This is a genomic window from Algibacter mikhailovii (assembly GCF_014651495.1).
Classification (GTDB): Bacteria; Bacteroidota; Bacteroidia; order Flavobacteriales; family Flavobacteriaceae; genus Algibacter_E; species Algibacter_E mikhailovii.
Genome location: NZ_BMWZ01000004.1, coordinates 462,869 through 482,749, shown reverse-complemented (window position 1 = coordinate 482,749; position 19,881 = coordinate 462,869). Strand labels below are relative to the sequence as shown.

At 35.1% G+C, this 19,881-nt stretch carries 17 protein-coding genes; 12 read left to right on the top strand and 5 right to left on the bottom strand.

Annotation, left to right across the window (positions count from 1 at the left end; translation table 11 throughout):
- The first annotated feature begins 26 nt into the window (after window positions 1-26).
- The 5 genes from recQ to IE051_RS10840 all read left to right on the top strand — a co-directional run bounded on the left by recQ (window position 27) and on the right by IE051_RS10840 (window position 7,050).
- Window positions 27-2,153 (top strand): DNA helicase RecQ, encoded by a 2,127-nt coding sequence (gene recQ / locus IE051_RS10860; protein WP_189360798.1) that lies wholly within the window; start codon window positions 27-29, stop codon window positions 2,151-2,153.
- 393 nt (window positions 2,154-2,546) lie between these two features.
- Window positions 2,547-3,464 carry a beta-keto acid cleavage family enzyme gene (locus IE051_RS10855; RefSeq protein ID WP_189360797.1) on the top strand — a complete coding sequence of 306 codons (918 nt, stop codon included), beginning with the start codon at window positions 2,547-2,549 and terminating at the stop codon, window positions 3,462-3,464.
- Entirely contained in the window at window positions 3,430-4,065 is a 636-nt protein-coding gene (locus IE051_RS10850; protein WP_189360796.1) for a hypothetical protein, read from the top strand. Before IE051_RS10855 ends, IE051_RS10850 begins: the two co-directional genes overlap by 35 nt.
- 119 nt (window positions 4,066-4,184) lie before the next feature.
- Window positions 4,185-6,476, top strand: a complete 2,292-nt coding sequence (locus IE051_RS10845) for a type IA DNA topoisomerase (protein ID WP_189360795.1) — start codon at window positions 4,185-4,187, stop codon at window positions 6,474-6,476.
- The gene (locus IE051_RS10840) at window positions 6,469-7,050 is read left to right on the top strand and encodes a pseudouridine synthase (protein ID WP_189360794.1); all 582 of its coding nucleotides are present in this window, start codon (window positions 6,469-6,471) and stop codon (window positions 7,048-7,050) included. The genes IE051_RS10845 and IE051_RS10840 overlap by 8 nt, the downstream gene beginning before the upstream one ends.
- Here the strand turns inward: IE051_RS10840 and IE051_RS10835 are convergent.
- Window positions 7,047-7,679, bottom strand: coding sequence for a DUF8845 family protein (locus IE051_RS10835; protein WP_189360793.1), 633 nt, complete (start codon window positions 7,677-7,679; stop codon window positions 7,047-7,049). The genes IE051_RS10840 and IE051_RS10835 overlap by 4 nt on opposite strands.
- A 4-nt stretch (window positions 7,680-7,683) precedes the next feature.
- Window positions 7,684-8,178 (bottom strand): RNA polymerase sigma factor, encoded by a 495-nt coding sequence (locus IE051_RS10830; RefSeq protein ID WP_189360792.1) that lies wholly within the window; start codon window positions 8,176-8,178, stop codon window positions 7,684-7,686.
- A 293-nt stretch (window positions 8,179-8,471) separates the two neighbouring features.
- Here IE051_RS10830 and IE051_RS10825 point away from each other — a divergent pair, with 293 nt between their 5' ends.
- The 7 genes from IE051_RS10825 to IE051_RS10795 all read left to right on the top strand — a co-directional run bounded on the left by IE051_RS10825 (window position 8,472) and on the right by IE051_RS10795 (window position 15,153).
- Window positions 8,472-10,625: a TonB-dependent receptor gene (locus IE051_RS10825; protein WP_189360791.1), complete on the top strand. Its 2,154-nt coding sequence runs from the start codon at window positions 8,472-8,474 to the stop codon at window positions 10,623-10,625.
- Window positions 10,626-10,816: 191 nt separating this feature from the next.
- Window positions 10,817-11,545 (top strand): energy transducer TonB, encoded by a 729-nt coding sequence (locus IE051_RS10820; RefSeq protein WP_189360790.1) that lies wholly within the window; start codon window positions 10,817-10,819, stop codon window positions 11,543-11,545.
- A gap of 192 nt (window positions 11,546-11,737) precedes the next feature.
- Window positions 11,738-12,361 (top strand): hypothetical protein, encoded by a 624-nt coding sequence (locus IE051_RS10815; protein WP_189360789.1) that lies wholly within the window; start codon window positions 11,738-11,740, stop codon window positions 12,359-12,361.
- Window positions 12,362-12,384: 23 nt separating this feature from the next.
- Window positions 12,385-13,722, top strand: coding sequence for a 2TM domain-containing protein (locus IE051_RS10810; protein ID WP_189360788.1), 1,338 nt, complete (start codon window positions 12,385-12,387; stop codon window positions 13,720-13,722).
- 12 nt (window positions 13,723-13,734) lie between these two features.
- Window positions 13,735-14,070 carry a 2TM domain-containing protein gene (locus tag IE051_RS10805; protein ID WP_189360787.1) on the top strand — a complete coding sequence of 112 codons (336 nt, stop codon included), beginning with the start codon at window positions 13,735-13,737 and terminating at the stop codon, window positions 14,068-14,070.
- Between the two features lie 2 nt (window positions 14,071-14,072).
- Window positions 14,073-14,390 (top strand): 2TM domain-containing protein, encoded by a 318-nt coding sequence (locus IE051_RS10800; protein ID WP_189360786.1) that lies wholly within the window; start codon window positions 14,073-14,075, stop codon window positions 14,388-14,390.
- A 7-nt stretch (window positions 14,391-14,397) separates the two neighbouring features.
- On the top strand, window positions 14,398-15,153 hold the full coding sequence (locus IE051_RS10795) for a LytR/AlgR family response regulator transcription factor (protein ID WP_189360785.1): 756 nt from the start codon (window positions 14,398-14,400) through the stop codon (window positions 15,151-15,153).
- A 34-nt stretch (window positions 15,154-15,187) separates the two neighbouring features.
- On the opposite strand, the gene IE051_RS10790 is transcribed toward IE051_RS10795, so the two are convergent.
- The 3 genes from IE051_RS10790 to IE051_RS10780 form a co-directional block, all read right to left on the bottom strand.
- Entirely contained in the window at window positions 15,188-16,348 is a 1,161-nt protein-coding gene (locus IE051_RS10790; RefSeq protein ID WP_189360784.1) for an acyloxyacyl hydrolase, read from the bottom strand.
- 143 nt (window positions 16,349-16,491) lie between these two features.
- Window positions 16,492-17,481 carry a UDP-3-O-(3-hydroxymyristoyl)glucosamine N-acyltransferase gene (gene lpxD, locus IE051_RS10785; RefSeq protein ID WP_189360783.1) on the bottom strand — a complete coding sequence of 330 codons (990 nt, stop codon included), beginning with the start codon at window positions 17,479-17,481 and terminating at the stop codon, window positions 16,492-16,494.
- Between the two features lie 242 nt (window positions 17,482-17,723).
- On the bottom strand, window positions 17,724-19,877 hold the full coding sequence (locus IE051_RS10780; RefSeq protein ID WP_262891392.1) for an arylsulfatase: 2,154 nt from the start codon (window positions 19,875-19,877) through the stop codon (window positions 17,724-17,726).
- Window positions 19,878-19,881 lie beyond the last annotated feature (4 nt).

Sequence of the window (19,881 nt, the reverse complement as noted above, 5' to 3'; positions counted from 1 at the left end):
TACCAAGTTTTTTTATTTCTAGCTAAATGCAAGCCACAAATACTCAAGATGCTTTATATTCTAATCTAAAAAGGTATTTCGGTTATGATAGTTTTCGGGAAAATCAGCAAGACATTGTTGAAACCGTTCTAAGAAAAAAAGACTGTTTGGTCATCATGCCAACAGGTGGTGGGAAATCCATATGTTTTCAATTACCAGCCTTAATGTTTCAAGGTGTTACCTTGGTTCTTTCCCCATTAATAGCACTGATGAAGGACCAAGTGGACGGACTCAATGCCAATGGCATATCGGCCTCTTATTTTAATAGCAGTCAAAGTCAGGACGAACAGTCTCGTATTGAAGCACGGGTTATTGCCTCTGAAATAAAATTGCTTTATGTGGCTCCAGAAAGTTTGCCGGCATTGCAAAATATTTTAAATGAAAAGTACATCAGTTGCATTGCCATTGACGAAGCACATTGTATATCTTCATGGGGACATGACTTTAGACCCTCTTACCAACAACTAGGTTTTTTAAAAAGAGTATTACCCAATACACCTTTTATTGCATTAACAGCTACCGCCGATAGGGCAACTCGAGGCGATATTGCACAGCAATTGCGTATTAGGCACGCCAAACAATTTATGTCTTCATTTGATAGAAGTAACATTGAATTGGAAGTCCGCCCTGCAGAAGATAGAGTGTCACAAATAACAAAATTTATAAAACAAAATCCTGAAAAATCAGGTATTGTTTATTGTTTAAGCCGAAAAACAACAGAGCAATTATCAAAAAAATTAATAGCTAAAGGTATTTCTGCTAAGGCTTATCATGCTGGTTTGAGTTTTGAAAACCGAACAAAAGTACAGGAAGCGTTTGTTAATGATCGTACTAAAATTGTATGCGCAACAATCGCCTTTGGGATGGGTATAGATAAGTCTAATGTACGTTGGGTGATTCATTATAATATGCCTAAAAATATTGAAGGTTATTATCAAGAAATTGGCCGGGCAGGGCGTGATGGACTAAAGGCAAAGGCGCTATTATTTCATAGTTATGCTGATGTAATTCAGCTGCGAAATTTTGCAAATGGCGCTTCTAATGAAGCTATTCAAATAGCGAAATTGGATCGCATGAAACAATTTACCGAAGCCACAACATGCCGGCGAAAAATTTTACTTAGTTATTTTGGGGAGTTGCTTGCCGAGAATTGCGGGAATTGTGATGTTTGCAAAAATCCACCAGAAATTTTTGACGGAACTATTCTAGCTCAAAAAATATTATCAGCCATTTATAGACTTAAGGAATCAGAAGCTATTGGGATGATTATTGATGTGCTTCGAGGATCCCAAAATGCTGTTGTTTTAGAAAAAGGATATAATACTTTAAAAACTTTTGGTATTGGAAAAGATATCTCATATCGAGATTGGCAACATTTAACCATTCAGCTTATAAATCAAGGGTTTTGTGAAATAGCGTTTCATAAGCATAATGCGTTACGATTGACTGAATTTTCAAAAACAGTATTGTTTCAAGGAGCTAAAGTGTTTTTAGCCAAACCTGTCCATATAATTCAGCCTACTATAAAAGAACGTACTAAACGCAAAACCAAATCAAAATCAGCAAAAAAAACAGCTAAAGGTTTGTTTGAACGGCTTCGTCAATTGCGATATGAATTGGCTTTAGAGGAAGACATCCCCGCTTATTTGGTGTTTAGTGATGCCACTTTAAAAGAGATTGAGCGCGAACGACCCATGAGTGCCGCTGATTTATTAACTATTAGTGGGGTTGGCCAGCGGAAATTAGAGGTATATGGTGAGGCTTTTATTGCTGAGGTTATGGATTTTATGGGGTCTAAAGTAAATAAGTATAAAAAGACAGCAACCCATTTACAGACGTATGAGTTATATAAATCCGGATTGTCCATTGAAGATATTTCTGTGGAACGCAAATTGTCAATAACAACCATTTACTCACATATGGCTAAATTATATAGCTCAGGAAAAGCTATAGATATTTATGATTTTGTTTCAAAAGGAGAGGTGGATGCTGTAAAAAAGGCCAAGGCGAAATTAAAAGCACCAAAAGCCTTACGACCCTATTTTGATTATTTTAATGAGGAATTAGATTATTTTAAAATCCGATTGGCTCTGAGTGTTCTAGATAAGGAATAAGGAAATACGAGGTTGTAATAACCTGCAAGGTTTTCATTATTCCAGTTAACCTGGGGTGAACTTTGACGCGGTTCCTAGGCAAGCATTACGTTGTATTATTTATTCACTCTAGTTTTAATAGGGCTATCTAGAATATCATATTGAGGTTTCTGTTTTTGAGTCGTATGTCTCTAAAAGTGAGTGTTTTAGTTGATGAAATATATCTAATTATTTTTTTGATAACAAAAGGGGGCAATTAAACGGAGAAATCTGCGTGCTGTCATAAAACCGTATTTATTTTAACCTATTATCAATATTATATTTGATTTAATCGAAATTTTCGATTTTATGAGAAGGGTGTAATTATCTTTAAAAAAATATACATCGGGTATATAGTAACTTAACCTAAATCATATGAAAAATAATTTAATTGTAAATTTTACCCCAACAGGTATGATTCCAACCAAGGGCATGACTTCTCACGTTCCTGTAAGTGTTGCTGAAATAGTAGAAGATGTTAGACAAGCTGTAGAGATTGGCATTACCATGGTGCACCTACATGCCAGAGACGAAATCACCGGTGTTCCTACTTATAAAAAGGAAATATATGGAGAAATGATAGCGGGCATTAGGAAATTTGCTCCAGAGCTTGTTATCTGCGTTTCATTGAGTGGAAGAGATTTTAGTGAGATAGAAAAACGAAGTGACCCGTTATTATTAGAAGGTGAATTAAAGCCTGATATGGGTAGTTTGACTTTAAGTTCCTTAAATTTTAATAAAACAGCCAGTGTTAATTCACCTGAAACGGTAGCCAATCTTGCCAGAATAATGAAAGAAAAAGGTATTGTTCCTGAGTTAGAGGCCTTTGATGTTGGTATGATTAATTATGCTAAATATTTAGAACGAAAAGAATTGATTAAGGCACCGCATTATTTTAATCTGCTGTTTGGTAATATAGCTTGTTCTCAGGCAAATTTATTACACTCAGGAGTAATGATTAATGATCTTCCAGAAAAATCTTTATGGAGCTTAGCTGGGATAGGAACCGATCAATTAAAAATGAATTCTCTTGCAATCGCTATAGATGGCGGTGTACGTGTAGGCCTTGAAGATAATATCTGGTATGATACGGAGAGAACGCGGTTAGCGACTAATTCAGATTTGTTAAAACGGGTTCATTTAATTGCTAAGGCCAATGAACGTGGTGTAATGTCTCCAAGAGAGTTTAGAGCAAAAATGAACTTACAACCAGGTCATGGATTGTACGGTAGAGCATTAAATTTTAAAAACAATGAAAATGGAACACAAGAAACACTACTCAGTGTGGGATAAGATTTCACATGCCATTAAAAATGACTTGTTTTTATTCGCATCAAGAAATTTTTTAGCACGATTAGGCTTAGATATAATGTTGTATTATTGGGTTCAAGAAGAACATGAGCCTTGCAATCAACCAAAGATAAAAGGCGATGCTTCAAAATATACAGTTCGCGAATTGTCCATTGATGAAGTAATAGCTATTAATCAGGGAAATACATCAGTCTCTTTGGAGGATGTTACCAAAAGCATGAAACAAGGGCAAATATGTCTTGGTTTAGAAACTGAAGGCGAAATAGCGGCATATAATTTAATTGGGCTAGAAGGTTTTAACTTTAAGGGTAGAGAATTTAAATTAAAGCCAAATGAGTTTTATCTCTCATATATGTGGACTTTTCATGAATATAGAGGCAGGAATTTGGCCCCATACTTAAGGTATGAATCTTACAGGTATTTAGAAAAAAAAGGCAGGGATAGGAAATATAGTATAACTGATCGATTTAATAAATCATCCATAAGGTTTAAAAAGAAATTAAACTCAAAACATCTTAATTCTTATTTAAGTATCGGAATTTTTAACCTATTTACTTGGAATTACACGCTTAGACAATCTTAGTTTTAAGCGTGTTAAGAACGACATGGTTCGATTCAAAACTCGTTAATAACTCTTAATAAATCTCTTGTTTTAAACTCGCTAAAATGTCTATTTTGCATGTCTTACTTTAAGTTGTGTAAATGAAGGTTTGTATTGCAGAAAAGCCAAGTGTTGCCCGAGAGATAGCTGCCGTTTTAGGAGCTAATTCAAAGCATGATGGCTATTACGAAGGAAATGGTTACGCGGTTACCTATACTTTTGGTCATTTGTGCACCTTAAAAGAGCCTAATGATTATAAGTCGTATTGGAAAAGTTGGGATTTGAATAATCTGCCCATGCTTCCGGAGAAATTTGAGACTAAGGTATCTTCAAATGCCGGAATTCAAAAGCAATTCAAAATTGTTAAAGGGTTATTTGATAAGGCTGAGTTGGTCATAAATTGTGGGGATGCAGGTCAAGAAGGAGAGCTTATTCAGCGTTGGGTAATGAATGAAGCTCAATACAAAGGAGAAGTAAAGCGCTTATGGATTTCTTCGTTAACAACAGAAGCTATTAAAGAAGGTTTTGAGCATCTCAAGCCCGGTTCAGATTATGACAATTTGTATTATGCAGGATTTTCTAGGGCCATAGGAGATTGGCTTTTAGGAATGAATGCTACACGGTTATATACCGTTAAGCATGGTGGGTACAAGCAAGTGTTGTCTGTGGGGAGAGTACAAACCCCAACATTAGCCATGGTGGTTAATCGATTTAAGGAGATTGAAAACTTTAAACCGCAACCGTATTGGGAACTCCAAACACTTTATAGAGATACCTTGTTCAGTTATGAAGAGGGCCGATTTCTTAAAAAAGAAGAAGGAGAAGCTTTAGCAAATAAAGTACAAGAAAGTGATTTTGAAATTGAATCTATTACAAAGAAGAAAGGTAAAGAATATGCGCCTAAGTTATTTGATTTAACTGGACTTCAAGTGTATTGTAATACCAAATTCGGATTTTCGGCTGATGAAACTTTAAAGATTGTTCAAGCCTTATATGAGCGAAAGGTAGTAACATACCCCAGAGTAGATACCACGTTTTTACCTACAGATATTTATCCTAAGGTGCCCGGTATTCTTAAAAAATTGACAAATTATTCACGTTTAACAGAACCGCTTTTAACTAAAAAAATAAAGAAATCAGCTAAAGTTTTTAATGATAAAAAAGTAACCGATCATCACGCTATTATTCCTACGGGAATGCAAACAAACTTGCAATACAATCAACAACAAGTCTATGATATTATTGTTAAACGGTTTATTGCTGTGTTTTATGATGATTGTATTGTTGCAAATACGGCGGTGATTGGTAAAGCAGCAAAAGTGCCATTTAAAACTACGGGTAAAGAAATTTTAGAAAAAGGTTGGCGTATCGTTTTTGAGGATGCTAATGCTAAACAAAAGGAAACAGGACTTTTACCCACTTTTGAAAAAGGGGAGAGCGGCCCACATCAACCGTCTTTTTTAGAGAAAGAAACTAAACCACCAAATCAATTTACAGAGGCCTCTTTATTAAGAGCTATGGAGACTGCAGGGAAGCAAGTTGATGATGATGAGTTACGTGATTTAATGAAGGAAAATGGTATTGGTAGACCATCTACACGGGCCAATATTATTGAAACCCTTTTCAAACGAAAATATATAAAACGAAATAAAAAACAGGTTTTACCTACGGTAACTGGTATACAGCTAATTGAAACAATTCAAAATGAATTGCTAAAATCAGCCGAGTTAACGGGGTCATGGGAAAAGCAGTTAAAAGATATAGAAAAAGGAGATTTTAGCGCAGGGGCTTTCATAAAAAATATGAAGCGTATGGTAGACGCCTTAGTTTATGAAGTGCGCAGTGAAACTCAGCGTGCTAACATTTCACAAGCAAATGTCATTCAACAGCGTTCTCAAGACGCAAAGGTTAAAAAGACATCAGGTTTAATGACAGAGGTTTGTCCGAAGTGTAAAAAAGGCAGGGTTATAAAAGGGAAATCAGCTTATGGATGTTCGGCCTATAAATCAGGCTGTAATTTCGTGTTACCATTTAAGTTTGGCGAAAAGAAAATATCAGAAAAGCAATATATCAGATTACTTCAAAAAGGGTCAACAGTTAATCTAAAAGGATTCAAGACGGATTCTGGAACAGTTGAAGGTTTGTTGCGATTTGATGAAGATTTCAAATTAAAATTAGAAGCTAAGCCATCTAGTTTGAAGCAAACTCCGAATGAATTGGTTTGTCCTAAATGCCAAAAAGGCACCGTTATAAAAGGGAAAACGGCTTATGGCTGCTCAGCCTATAAAAGTGGCTGCGATTTTAAAATGAGTTTTGAAACCGTCCGCATTAAATTAAATGGAAAACAACCTACCAAAACTTTGGTGCATAGTATTTTAAATGGAAATGCTTAATAATCAGCACAGGCATTATGTGATTTACAAACCTTACGGGTTTTTAAGTCAATTTAAAAGTCAGGACTCAAAGCAGCAATCTAAGAAGTTTTTGGGTGAATTATTTAATTTTCCCATGGGTATAATGGCTATTGGTCGTTTAGATGAAAAGTCTGAAGGACTATTGTTGCTTACTACAGATGGCAAAATGAGTGCCCTAGTTAATAGTCAAAAAATAGAGAAAGAGTATTACGCACAAATTGATGGCGATATTTCTGAAGAAGCCATAGAAGCATTACAATTGGGTGTTGAAATTGGTTTTGAAGGTAGAAAGTATCAAACGAAACCTTGTAAAGTCTTTAAGCTTGAGCAGGTCCCAGATCTTCCAGTGCGTTCAAAAAAAATACGTGATGATAGGCACGGCCCCACATCATGGGTGTCAATTACGTTGAATGAAGGCAAGTTTAGACAAGTTAGAAAAATGACATCGGCAGTTGGTTTTCCAACCCTACGGCTTGTTAGAGTGCGAATAGGTTCAATTCATTTTAACACCATGTTACCTGGTGATGTTATAGAAATTAATCCCTTATTTTAAAATTCTAGCTTCTTAAGTTCTTTATAGTTCCGGTTTAGACGTTTTAATAATAGCCCGTATATCAGTCTGTAAAACAGCCATAGTAATACTATAAAAATAGCGGTAAAAGAAACAATTGAAGCATAAATTATAAAGGTTTCTGTGCTACCTGCTTGAGCCAATTTATTTGAGATATCTGGGTTCTGTTGAATACCAAAATATAAACCTACCACCATAGCTAAAAAGGCAACAACAAGATTGTACAAGACATAGTACTTTGTTATTTTTCTTGTTTTGATAATGCTCTCCATGAGCTTCTTGGCATTATCTGTAACTGAAATTGATTTATAGGATTTGTAAAGCAAATAAATAAACAATAATATGACTGCGTAGCTAAAGAAATTCAATAACGCTAATATTGTCTTATTTGTGTAAACATGATCTAATTGAGTTCTATATGTTTCCGATAAGAAAAAGGGAAGCACATTAACCAAGGTCCAAAATATAAGTTCTGCAATACTAATATAGAACAGCGTCTTAACAATAGAGGAAGACTTTTTCAACAACATGGGATAGATGTCTTTAGCAGATAATTTGCTTTCTTCCTTTTCTTTATTCCAGTCTTTCTTTAATAAATCTAATTCATCCATAGTGTTACGGATTTAATATGGTTTTTAGTTTCTTTTTAATCCTATTCATCTTCACACGTGCATTTACTTCACTAATCCCCAATGTTTCACTAATCTCTCTGTAATCTTTGTCTTCTAAATATAAAAACACCAGAGCCTTTTCTATATCATTCAATTGGTGTACAGCCTTATATAATACTTTTAATTGTTGTTCTTCGGTATCGTCATAATCTTCAGATTTTATTTTAAAGGCTACGCCCTCATAATCTTGCGTTTTAATTGTACGTTTCGACTTTCTATATAGCGTAATTGCTGTATTCAAACCAACACGATACATCCATGTGCTAAATTTTGAGTCTCCCCTAAACTTCGGATAAGCTTTCCAAAGTTGTATAGTTATTTCTTGAAATAAGTCGTTATGCGCATCATAATTATTGGTGTATAAACGACATACTTTGTGCACAATATTTTGGTGCTTTTCAAGTAATTCAACAAAACTATGTTCTAGTTCTTTATTCAATGTGATGGTTTAGTTATTCTGTAAGTAGGTAAATCGTCATAATTGTTACAGGAATTAAATGAAATAAAAATATAAAAATATTGCATACACTTTAGGTTTTTTCAAATGATCTGATAATCAGTGTTTTTGTGTTTGTGATCTTTTGATTGTTTAGATATAGAAAGTTTCAATTCATCATTCTTTTTTTACAGTTCGGTACATAAGAGTTTTATAAGGTAAACCTGTGAGACATATTTGTACTCAAATTATTGAATAAAGCAATGTCATCATCAAAAAAAATCAAACTGTATATTATGAAAAAGCTAGCCATATTATTAATTCTCATATTTGTAAGCCATGTACAAGGGCAAACGGTTATTAATGGCGTTGTCTTAAATGAAAAAAAGGAACCCATAGTTGGGGCAAATATTTATTTAGAAGGCACCTATGATGGAGGCTCTACAGGCGCGAATGGTGTGTTTTCTTTTACCACCACGGAAGCAGGAACTCAGACCCTCCTTGTTTCATTCTTGTCTTATGAAAGCTTTACCATGGTTGGCGATGTATCTTATATGAAGGATATTGAGGTGAAATTAAAGCCTGATGTAAATACCCTGGATGCTGTGGTGCTTTCGGCAGGTACGTTTTCGGCGGGAGACAATAGTAAAGTGAATGTTTTAAACCCTTTAGATGTGGTAACCACCGCAAGTGCATTGGGTGATTTTGTTGGAGCTTTGCAGACCTTACCAGGAACAACAACGGTTGCTGAAGATGGTAGGTTGTTTGTTAGAGGTGGTGATGCTGATGAAACACAAATATTTATTGATGGTATACGCGTATTTTCACCATATACGCCAACAACAAATAATATTCCTTCACGAGGGCGATATTCACCATTCTTATTTGATGGAATTACCTTTTCAACCGGAGGATATTCAGCAGAATATGGGCAAGCCTTATCCAGTGTGTTATTGCTGAATACTATAGATGAACCCGATCAAGAAAAAACAGATATTGGTATTATGAGTGTTGGAGGTGCGTTGGGTAACACGCAGAAATGGGAAAAAAGCTCAATAAGCGTTAATGCATCATACATTAATTTAGCACCATATATCGCCTTGTTCCCAGATAGAAACGATTGGATAAAACCCTATGAGATGGCTTCTGGCGAAACGGTTTTTAGAAAGAAAACCAATGCAGGTCTTATTAAATTATATGCGGCTTTTGATGCTACAAATTTTGAGCTAATTCAGGAAGACATCAATTTTGAAGAGGGGTTAAGGTATAAGTTGAACAATAATAATTTATATGTTAACGGTTCTTATCAAGGCGTATTAAATAGTCAATGGAGTATTTTTGGTGGTGGAAGTTACACGCGTGCTAATAATAAACAAGGAGTTATGGATCAAAAGATTTATAGTATTGATAATGCGTTTCATGCCAAATTGAAATTGAAAAACAGAGTTAGTAATCGCTTTAAGTTATACATGGGTGTTGAATTCTTCTCTACTGATTTTGAAGAAACTTATGGGAATGATTTAATTGAAGACTTGGACTATGGATACCAAGATAATATGGTAGCGGCTTTTACCGAAGCGGATATCTTTATTTCAAAAAACCTTGCTTTTAAGGCTGGTATTAGGGGAGAGTACAGTTCAGTTTTTAAAGATTTTACATTGGCACCTAGATTGTCATTAGCTTCAAAAATATCATCTAAAAGTCAACTGTCTTTAGCTTACGGGAATTTCTATCAAAACCCGTCAAGTAATATTTTAAAGTTTACGCAAGATGTGAAATCACAAAATACGACGCACTATATTTTAAATTATCAGTATAATGCGGAGCGTAGAATATTTAGAGCCGAAGCTTATTATAAAGACTATAATGATTTAATTAAATATGATGAAGAATTTCCAAGTTTTTCAAGTGATTTTAGCAATGCTGGTTACGGTTATGCAAAGGGTGTTGATTTATTTTGGAGAGATAGCTACAGTATTAAAAACTTTGATTATTGGCTAAGCTATTCTTTTCTTGATACAGAACGCGATTACAAGAACTATCCGGCACAAGGGCAACCAAATTTTGCAAATAAACATAACTTGTCTGTCGTTGGGAAATATTGGATTGATAAGTGGCGCAGTCAAGTTGGTTTTGCCTATAGTTTTGCATCTGGTAGAACCTATACCAATCCAAATGAGTCTGGCTTCCTGAATGAAAAAACAAAACCCTATAACAGCTTAAGTCTAAACTGGGCCTATTTAATTAGTCCTCAAAAAATACTATATGCTTCCGTTAATAATGCTTTAGGGTTTAAAAATATTAATGGCTATCAATACGCTAATACCCCTGATATGAATGGTGATTTCGCAAGACGTGCTTTACAACCTGCCGCCGATCAGTTTTTCTTTGTGGGATTCTTTTGGACTATTAGCGATGATAAAAAGAGTAATCAATTAGATAATTTGTAGAGCTAGTTTATGGGGAATTCAAATGGTGTATAATTATGCTGTAAAGCTACTATATAATAAGTTTTATTGATAAATTCTTAGTAATAGTTTGTTAATTTGCGATATGATAAATATCATAGTTATTTTAGTGATAATATGATAATTTTAGTTTGCCAGGTTATTGGTGATTATAAACTAATAAAAACATTATCATGGAAGCTAAAAAAAACCCGCAATTAGAGATAGGAAGAAATAGCGGTATCTATTTTGCTATCGGGTTAAACTTAATGTTACTCTTATCATGGAGCGTATTAGAATATAAAACCTATGAATACAATGAAGTTGATATAGGCATTGTGGATATGCAAAGTGAATTTGAGGAAGAAATACCAATTATTAACACAGAACTCCTGCCACCACCGCCACCCCCAGCAGCTGTGGTTAGTGAGTCGGTACAGGTGGTTGAAGATACAGAAGAGGTTGAAGAAACTATTATTGAAAGTACTGAAATTACTCAGGAAACTGCTATCGCAGAACCTGTTGAGGTTAGTGAGATTGTTGTTGAAGAAGTTGAAGAAGACGTCCAGGTAGCTTTTGCAATTATCGAGGATGTACCTGTATTTCCGGGGTGTGAAGATTTGTCAAAAGCTCAAACAAAACAGTGTTTTCAACAAAAAATGCAGGAACATGTCAATGCGCATTTTAATTATCCACAGATGGCCTTAGATTTAGGCATGCAAGGTCGGGTTTCCGTCATGTTTATTATAGATTCAAAGGGCTATATTACCGGTGTTAGATCAAGAGGTCCAGATAAAATATTAGAGAAAGAAGCTGAGCGCATTATAAAAAAGTTACCTCAGATGAAACCAGGAAAACAACGGGGTAAACCCGTAAAAGTAGCGTATGCTATTCCTATCTTTTTCAAATTTCAGGAAGGTTAGTATTTAATTGAAAAAGGTTTATAGCAAGTGGAGGAGAAAGGTAGTTTAGCAATTTTAAACTACCTTTTTCTATGAGCTATGTTTTTGATTTACAATTCGTCTTTAAAATTTGACAATTCAGAAGCTCTCTTTTTTTGAAGGTTGGTATAATAGAGATATTTGTGTCATCAAAATAACATAAACATATTAATCATGAAACATTTAATTATTTTAAGTACACTTTTATTTTCAGTTTATCTGAATGCACAAACAAATTATGAAAAAGGGATGCAAAAGGCATTTGGACTTTGGCAAACTAACGAAACGGTAGAGGCTTCAAATCTTTTTGAACGCATTGCTGGAGCTGAATCAGATAATTGGCTTCCACCATATTACGCAGCACAAATAAACATTACATCAAGTTTTGGTGAAAGGGATAAAGAGAAACTTACTCAAAAATTAAATAAAGCCCAAGATTTAATTAATGATGCTACGGCAATTTCTAAAGACAATCCTGAAATCATGGTGCTTCAAGCCTTATTGCACACCGCATGGGTGGCATTTGATGGAGCTACCTATGGGATGACCTTGTCTCCTAAGGTTGTAGAACTCTATACGAAAGCGGCTCAAATTGATCCAAACAATCCCCGAGTGGCATATTGTAAAGCAGAGTGGGATATGGGAAGTGCTAAATATTTTGGGCAAGATACTGCACCATTTTGTAAAGATATGGAGCGTTCGATAGAACTTTTTGCTAACTTTAAACCAGAAACACCATTTCACCCTAATTGGGGAAAAGAAAGAGCGGAACAAGTTTTAGAAAGCTGCACTAAATAATTTAGGAGATTAACAATTATATCATGTCGAAACAATTGAAAAATATTATTCTTACCATAGTAATAGGTTGCGTGGTCTTTATCATAGGCAACATTATGGAAGATGGATTTAAGTTTGAAGATTCCAAAGAGTTTTTTGAAAGTTTTGCGTTTTATCAATTGTATTCCTTTGTACTAGGATATTCTAACATGGCCTTTTTTGGCTATATGGCCAATAGAGGATGGAGAAAGAATGATACGGTTAAGCGTGTCCTAATTGGTTTTTTTGGAGCTGTAATAATTACCTTAATTGGATTGTTTGCCTTAAGAGTTGCAACAACAGTTTTCTATTTTGGGGTTCCTTTTAAAGATTTCATTGAGAGAGAGCGATTTAGTTATTATCAGTTTGGATTATGGATAACCATTATTATTCTCAGCGTTTTTCATGCCATCTATTTTTATAATCGTTATCAGCAGAATAGAATTAAAGAACAAAAGGTTATTGCCGGTACGGCTAGTGCTAAATTTGATGCCTTAAAAAATCAGTTAGACCCGCATTTCTTATTCAATAGTCTTAATGTATTAACAAGCTTAATTGAAGAAAATCCGGATAGTGCACAAAAATTTACTACTTCACTTTCTAAAGTTTATCGGTATGTGTTGGAACAAAAAAATAAAGAATTGGTTACCGTAGATGAAGAGTTGAAGTTTGCAAAAACTTACATGTCTTTATTGAAAATGCGATTTGAAGATAGCATCATATTTAGTTCACCAGAACATTCAATAAATCCAGAAAGTAAAGTAGTGCCTTTATCTTTGCAATTATTGCTAGAAAATGCGGTGAAGCACAACATGGTCACCGTATCTAAACCATTACACATTAAGATTTATGAGGATGGCTATAATCTTGTTGTAGAGAATAACCTTCAACCAAAACAAATAGTTAAAAAGAGTAGTGGGGTTGGCTTAAGTAATATTCAACAACGTTATAATTTATTAACAGACAAAAAAGTAAATATCATAAAAGAAGCTAAGCGCTTTGCGGTAGCAGTGCCTATGCTTACAAAACAAGTATCAATCATGAAACCACAATCAAAACCAGAAATAGACGATAATTATATACGGGCACGTAAGCACGTTGAAGAACTTAAAGGCTTTTATTATAGCCTCGGTTCATATTTTTTAGTAATCCCATTTTTAATATTTGTTAACTTGAAAACAGTGCCACAATTTCATTGGTTTTGGTTTCCTATTTTTGGATGGGGACTGGGATTAACCATTCAGGCTTTTAGAGTTTTTGTAGATGATGGCGGTTTTGGAAGAAGTTGGGAAAAAAGGAAAATTGAGAAGTATATGGAGGAGGAAAAAAAGAATTGGGATTAAAAAAAGAATATTATGAAAAATCAAGGTATAGAACAGTATAAGAAATCGTATCAACAGGAAGAAGCCTATTTAAGGGCAGAACAACGTGTAAAGGAGTTAAAAGGTTTTTATTGGCATGCATTCTGGTATGCCGTAGTAAATATTTTTATAGTAGGTATGGTAGTGTTTAATGGCGGATCATTTTGGAGTTTCGGCACCTTTGCCACACCAATATTTTGGGGGATCGGTTTAGGTATTCATGCACTATGCATATTTGGGAAGAACTTAGTTTTTGGTAAATCTTGGGAGGAGCGAAAAATAAAAGAATACATGGAGAAAGATAATAGAGGGGGCAGTAAATATCTTTAGATATGGAAGAGAATAAAAATAAAGAGCAAAGCTATATTCAAGCTAAGAACAAAGTTAAAAAGCTTAAAATGTTTTATTTTCATTTAATTGGATATGTCATAATGGTTGTGCTACTTTGCTATAATTTGGTTATCGTGGAAGATGAGTATAGGGACTTTTTCACGTGGTTCAACATTACTATTATGATTGCTTGGGGAGGATTTATAATACTTCATGCATTAAGCGTATTCAAGAATAAAACGTTTTTTAGTAAAAAGTGGGAGAATAAAAAAGTACAAGATTTTATAAATAAGGAGACTAAATCCACAAAGTGGGAATAAAAAAAGGATGAAAGTATTAATAATTGAAGATGAAAAACCGTCGGCAAGACGTTTACAGCGAATGCTTGAGAATCTAGGATTGTCAATAGAAGTTATGCTGCATTCTGTAGAAGAATCTATAGATTGGTTTCAAAATAATGAGCACCCGGATTTAATATTTCTGGATATCCAATTAAGTGACGGATTATCTTTTGAGATATTTGAAACCATTGATATTAAGTCTGCTATTATATTCACAACGGCATATGATGAGTATGCTCTTCAGGCTTTTAAATTAAATAGTATTGATTATTTACTTAAGCCTATTGATGATGAAGATTTAGAAGTAGCTGTAAAAAAATACCAAGAACGTGCGCCACAAAAACAAGCTGTTACATTAGATTTTAATGACATTAAAAAGCTGCTTGTAAATCCTATTGATAGAGCCTATAAGAAACGGTTTTCGGTAAAGGTGGGGCAGCATTTAAAACTCATAAATGTAGACGAGATCGAATGTTTTTATAGTGAGAATAAAGGCACTTATTTATATACCTCCACGGGTAGAAATTATCTTTTAGATTCTACTCTAGATCAGTTGGAAGACGAATTGGAGCCGCAAACCTTCTTTCGAATAAGTAGAAAATTCTTGGTTAATATTAATGGAATAAAAGATATGGTTAGTTATACCAACTCGCGGTTACAAATAAAACTTAACGCTTTTAATGAGCAAGATGTTATTGTTGCTCGCGAACGGGTTAAAAGTTTTAAAGCCTGGTTAGAATAGTTTTAAATTTAACAACGTATTAAACGGTATCAAATCACCATTTAAAAGGCTTCCATCCAATGCCAAACTCTATCCAGTCAGCTGCAGCACCATTGGTTGTTTTTAAGCCCATTTGAGCAAAAATGTTTTTGGAAATTTCATACTGAATGGCTGGTCGTAGAAAGAAATTTCCTTTTCCTCTATCATCATTCAAGTAGGTTCCTAACTGGACACGAATTCCAAATCTCCAAAACATAAAATCATAACCTCCATGAACACCTAATAAAAAATGATCAGCCGGATCCGGGTATTGCTCCGCCAAAGAGCCGTCAATCATAAAATCAATACCGGCGCTTACACCATGCATTTTATTGAAGTAGTGCCTATAATCTATAATACCAGAAAAGTTACCGTAACGATGGCTTGTGCCTGCATTAGAGTCGTTTTGACTGGTTCCTATACTGGCATATAAGTCTAAAGAATTGTTATACTCGTTTTTAGGTGATTTTGGACGAGCAAGTCTTTGAAATCGAGCTGGTAATACATTTGCAGTATATGGGTTGTTGTCATATTTTCTTTGTTGCGCATTTAGATTATAACGCATACCTACATTTAATCCAAACATATTGAGTCCGTAATTGGGTGTAAAACTTCTTCCGTTACTAAAATGTGTAAAATCAATACCGTATAGTAGGTCGATCTCCCTGTTTACTTTATAAGCACCTCCAAAATTAACACTAAAATAGACAGCCATTTTAGCGCCAATAGCATCATTAAGTGGATTTGTTTCAGGGTCAAACGGATTAAGGTTATAGGTGAGACCTAATGCAGGGCTTATTTCTAAAGTGTTTCTTCTATATGGGTTACTTAAAAAGAAATTGACAAATCCGTAAAGTGCATTGGGGTTACCAAATATTTGAGGGTCACCTAATGTAGCACTGTAAAACCCAATACCATATGCCGCATAGCCAGTGTCTCTAGACCACTCCGTATCTGTACTAGGTTGCCAAGAATATCTCAAATCTAATGCACCATAACCATATTGAATTTCATCACTTAAGGTTTTTCCTGAATAGATATGTGCTCCGGACTTACCATTTATAGAGAAGGTTCTGTATTTGCCGTTCTCAACAGTATCCTGAGAAAAAGAATTGCTAATGCTAAAAATCGAGCTTATTAAAAAAATGAGGGTTTTAAAATTACTTGTCTTATTCATAGTTAGAAGAAGTAAAGGCGTATCGTGATAACTTTTATTTTTGAAATTATTAACTTAAAATAGTGTCTATAAACCAATATTCTAAGTTTTTATTGAAATACAGGTGTGATTTATATGGAAAAACAAGAATCATTCAGGATTCATTATTTCGTTAATCGTCGCATGGCTACCCATTGTTTTAGCATTTTCTTGGCGTCTTGGGCTGGGTAACCTAAAACCGTCTGTCCAGCAGCCACATCGTTCATAACCCCAGAACCAGCACCTACAGTGGCACCAGAATGTATGGTAGTGTGATCTTTAATAGAAGCACTGCCACCAATAATAACACCATCGCCCAAGGTTACTGATCCAGCAAGCCCACTATGACCGGCCATAATACAAGAGCGTCCCATAACACTATTATGTGCTACTTGAACTAAATTGTCAATCTTACAGCCATCTCCTACTATTGTTGAACTAAATTTAGCCCTATCAACACATGAGTTGGCACCAATTTCAACAAAGTGACCAATAATAACATTGCCTATTTGAGGGATTTTAACTAAACCACGGCCATCATCACTAGGTCTATAGCCAAATCCATCAGCTCCAATACTTACATTAGTATGAAAAATACAATGACTGCCAATAATACAACGTTCTCTAATTACTGTGCCTGACCAAGCAATAGTCTGGTCGCCTATAATAGTTTCATCAAAAACACAAACATTAGGGTATAAAGTAACCCCTTTGCCAAGAACCACATTTTTTCCAACGTAACAATTAGCACCTATTTTACTTCCCTCACCAATTGTTGCTGTTTCATGGACTACAGCTGTTGGGTGGATATCTAATTCAAATTCTGGTGCCGGCGGATTAAAAAGTTCTAATATCTTAGCCATTGCTAAATCTGCATTAGGGACTATAATTAAGGCACGCTTATCATCAGGTTCTATTTTTATATTAGCATTTACAATAGCGGCACAAGCTTTAGAGTCTGCCCAATATTTTACATATTTAGTGCTGCCAATAAAAGTGATATGATTGGTTTTTGCCTTCTGTAATTCCTCAGGCCCGTCAATGTGTTGATCCGTACTTCCTATTAATTCGCCGTTTAAAAAATCGTTGATTTCTTGAATTGTATATGATTTCATGTGTAAAGTGCTTTATTGGTTGTAAATCTAATGGAAATATTATCAATAAATTAAATTTTAAACATCAATTCTTAAGCTGTTCGAGATTAAGACGGTGTAAATGCAAATTTAGTATTGTCACAAGACTCCTTCAAAATTATTGATTTTAAGAACTTAAACAGAAAACCACAAAAAATATAAATACTTTTTGTGGTTTATTTTAATACCCGTCTTAAGTTTTAGTTATCACTATTAAAATGCACTTAAGGAATGCTAATGGTTACATTATCAATATATCCTGTGAATTCCGAATCATCAATATCTTTAAAAATTTTATCTACAACTTGGGTAGCATCATCTTTACCAACATCAGCCGTTTCATCAGCAGAGAAAACTGCTGGTTGTGTTTTTTCAATACGTCCTTCAGCGACCAAATCACCATCTACATATAGTTTTGCTACACCGCCTTTACCCGTGCCATTGCCGTCATAATCAAATTGTAGTTTTATGTTGGCCTTGTCGCTTTTAATATCTTTTGTAGATTCTATTGTGTAACTTTCTAAACCAAAGTAGTTGTAGGTGTATGCGGGCTTCCCATTATTCATATAAAGTGCCCATCCTCCAAATTTACCACCTTGACATAAGATAATACCCTTGTCTTGACCTTTTAAAGATACATTAGCATCAATAGTTTTTGAGCTGTTCTTAACATTTAAGAAGGTGTTTTCAAGCATGCCTTCCATGCCTTGTGCAAGGGTTAAGGATTTTCTATCACCCATTAAATCTGGTCGTCCTGCTATTTTTGCATTAAAGCGTTCATAAAGTCTGTCATCTAAAGGGTAGACATTATTGGCTATGGCTTCTTTTTCAAAAAGTTGTATTAATTCTTCTAATTTTTCAGGTTGCTTTGCAGCAATATTATTAACTAAACTAAAGTCTTCTTCAATATTGTAGAGTTCCCATTTTTCTTCTGAAAACTTCCCTCTTGGTTTGCCTACCCAAGGAACCATATGTACCACACGTGCCAAATAACCATTACTATATATGGCTCTATTTCCAAACATTTCAAAATACTGCACTGTATGTCTTTCTGCAGCATCCTTGTCAGCAGCTGCATATAACATGCTTACGCCATCCATTGGTATTTGTTTAACCCCATTTATAGACTTTGGCTCAGGCAGGGTAGTAGCCTCTAGTACTGTAGAAGCAACATCATTTACGTGGTGCCACTGAGAGCGAATTTCGCCTTTCGCTTTAATGCCTTTTGGCCAATGCATTACCATGCCATTTCTAGTTCCTCCAAAATCGGCTGCCATTTGTTTGGTCCATTTAAAAGGGGCATCTGTAGCAACTGCCCAAGCTGCAGAAAAATGAGGAAAAGAGTTTGGTCCACCCCAATCGTCAGCATGTTCCAGCATAGAGTCAACAGTCTCTTCATCAAAAATTCCATTTAAGTGAACAAGCTCGTTGTAGGTCCCCTCAAGACCACCTTCTGCACTAGAACCATTATCACCCATAATATAAATAAATAGCGTATTTTCAAGTTCGCCAACGTCATCTATGGCCTTTACAAGCCTCCCAACTTCGTGATCAGTGTGTTCTGCAAATCCTGCAAAAGTCTCCATTTGTAATGCAAAAAGCTCTTTTTCTTTTTTACTTAATGATTCCCAGTCTTTAATATCGCTTGGCATTGGAGCCAACTGTGCGTTCTCAGGAATAACGCCCATGGCCTTTTGACGGACAAAGGTTTCTTCTCGTAATTTTAACCAGCCTTGGTCAAATTTACCATTATACTTTTCAATCCATTCTTTAGGAGCATGGTGAGGTGCATGTGTGGCTCCTGTTGCATAATACACCATAAAAGGTTTGTTGGGTGTCATGGCTTGTTGGAATTTCACCCATTCAATGGCTTCGTTAGTCATGTCTGTAGTGAAATGGTAATCGGGGTCGTCCTTTTTACTCACTTTGGTAACACCATCGAAAATTACAGGATCCCATTGGTTGGTTTCACCCCCAATAAATCCATAAAACTTGTCAAATCCTGAGTTAGTAGGCCACCTTGTAAAAGGGCCTGAGACTGAAACTTCCCAAGTAGCTGTTTCGTGCCATTTTCCAAAAGCGGCAGTGCTGTATCCGTTTAGTTTGAGTGTTTCAGCAAAGTATTTTGCGTTATCTGGTCTAATGCCTTGATTTCCATAAAACCCTGTAGCTACTTCCATAACCGATCCGACATTCACGTTATGATGGTTTCTTCCGGATAACAAAGATGCTCTTGTAGGAGAACATAGCGCCGTAGTATGAAAGCGGTTAAACTTTAATCCGTTTTCTGCTAACATGTCAAATGTTGGCGTTTCTATTGAACCTCCGAATGTACTGGTGGCTCCAAAGCCAATGTCGTCTATTAAAACAACGACGATATTT

Excerpts from the sequence above, each read along its gene's own strand:
- IE051_RS10850 (WP_189360796.1), top strand. The coding sequence starts at position 3,430 with ATGGAACACAAGAAACACTACTCAGTGTGGGATAAGATTTCACATGCC.
- lpxD (WP_189360783.1), bottom strand. The coding sequence starts at position 17,481 with ATGAAATCATATACAATTCAAGAAATCAACGATTTTTTAAACGGCGAA.
- IE051_RS10805 (WP_189360787.1), top strand. The coding sequence starts at position 13,735 with ATGAAAAATCAAGGTATAGAACAGTATAAGAAATCGTATCAACAGGAA.
- IE051_RS10790 (WP_189360784.1), bottom strand. The coding sequence starts at position 16,348 with ATGAATAAGACAAGTAATTTTAAAACCCTCATTTTTTTAATAAGCTCG.
- IE051_RS10825 (WP_189360791.1), top strand. The coding sequence starts at position 8,472 with ATGAAAAAGCTAGCCATATTATTAATTCTCATATTTGTAAGCCATGTA.
- IE051_RS10810 (WP_189360788.1), top strand. The coding sequence starts at position 12,385 with ATGTCGAAACAATTGAAAAATATTATTCTTACCATAGTAATAGGTTGC.
- IE051_RS10800 (WP_189360786.1), top strand. The coding sequence starts at position 14,073 with ATGGAAGAGAATAAAAATAAAGAGCAAAGCTATATTCAAGCTAAGAAC.
- IE051_RS10795 (WP_189360785.1), top strand. The coding sequence starts at position 14,398 with ATGAAAGTATTAATAATTGAAGATGAAAAACCGTCGGCAAGACGTTTA.
- IE051_RS10815 (WP_189360789.1), top strand. The coding sequence starts at position 11,738 with ATGAAACATTTAATTATTTTAAGTACACTTTTATTTTCAGTTTATCTG.
- IE051_RS10845 (WP_189360795.1), top strand. The coding sequence starts at position 4,185 with ATGAAGGTTTGTATTGCAGAAAAGCCAAGTGTTGCCCGAGAGATAGCT.
- IE051_RS10835 (WP_189360793.1), bottom strand. The coding sequence starts at position 7,679 with ATGGATGAATTAGATTTATTAAAGAAAGACTGGAATAAAGAAAAGGAA.
- IE051_RS10840 (WP_189360794.1), top strand. The coding sequence starts at position 6,469 with ATGCTTAATAATCAGCACAGGCATTATGTGATTTACAAACCTTACGGG.
- recQ (WP_189360798.1), top strand. The coding sequence starts at position 27 with ATGCAAGCCACAAATACTCAAGATGCTTTATATTCTAATCTAAAAAGG.
- IE051_RS10855 (WP_189360797.1), top strand. The coding sequence starts at position 2,547 with ATGAAAAATAATTTAATTGTAAATTTTACCCCAACAGGTATGATTCCA.
- IE051_RS10820 (WP_189360790.1), top strand. The coding sequence starts at position 10,817 with ATGGAAGCTAAAAAAAACCCGCAATTAGAGATAGGAAGAAATAGCGGT.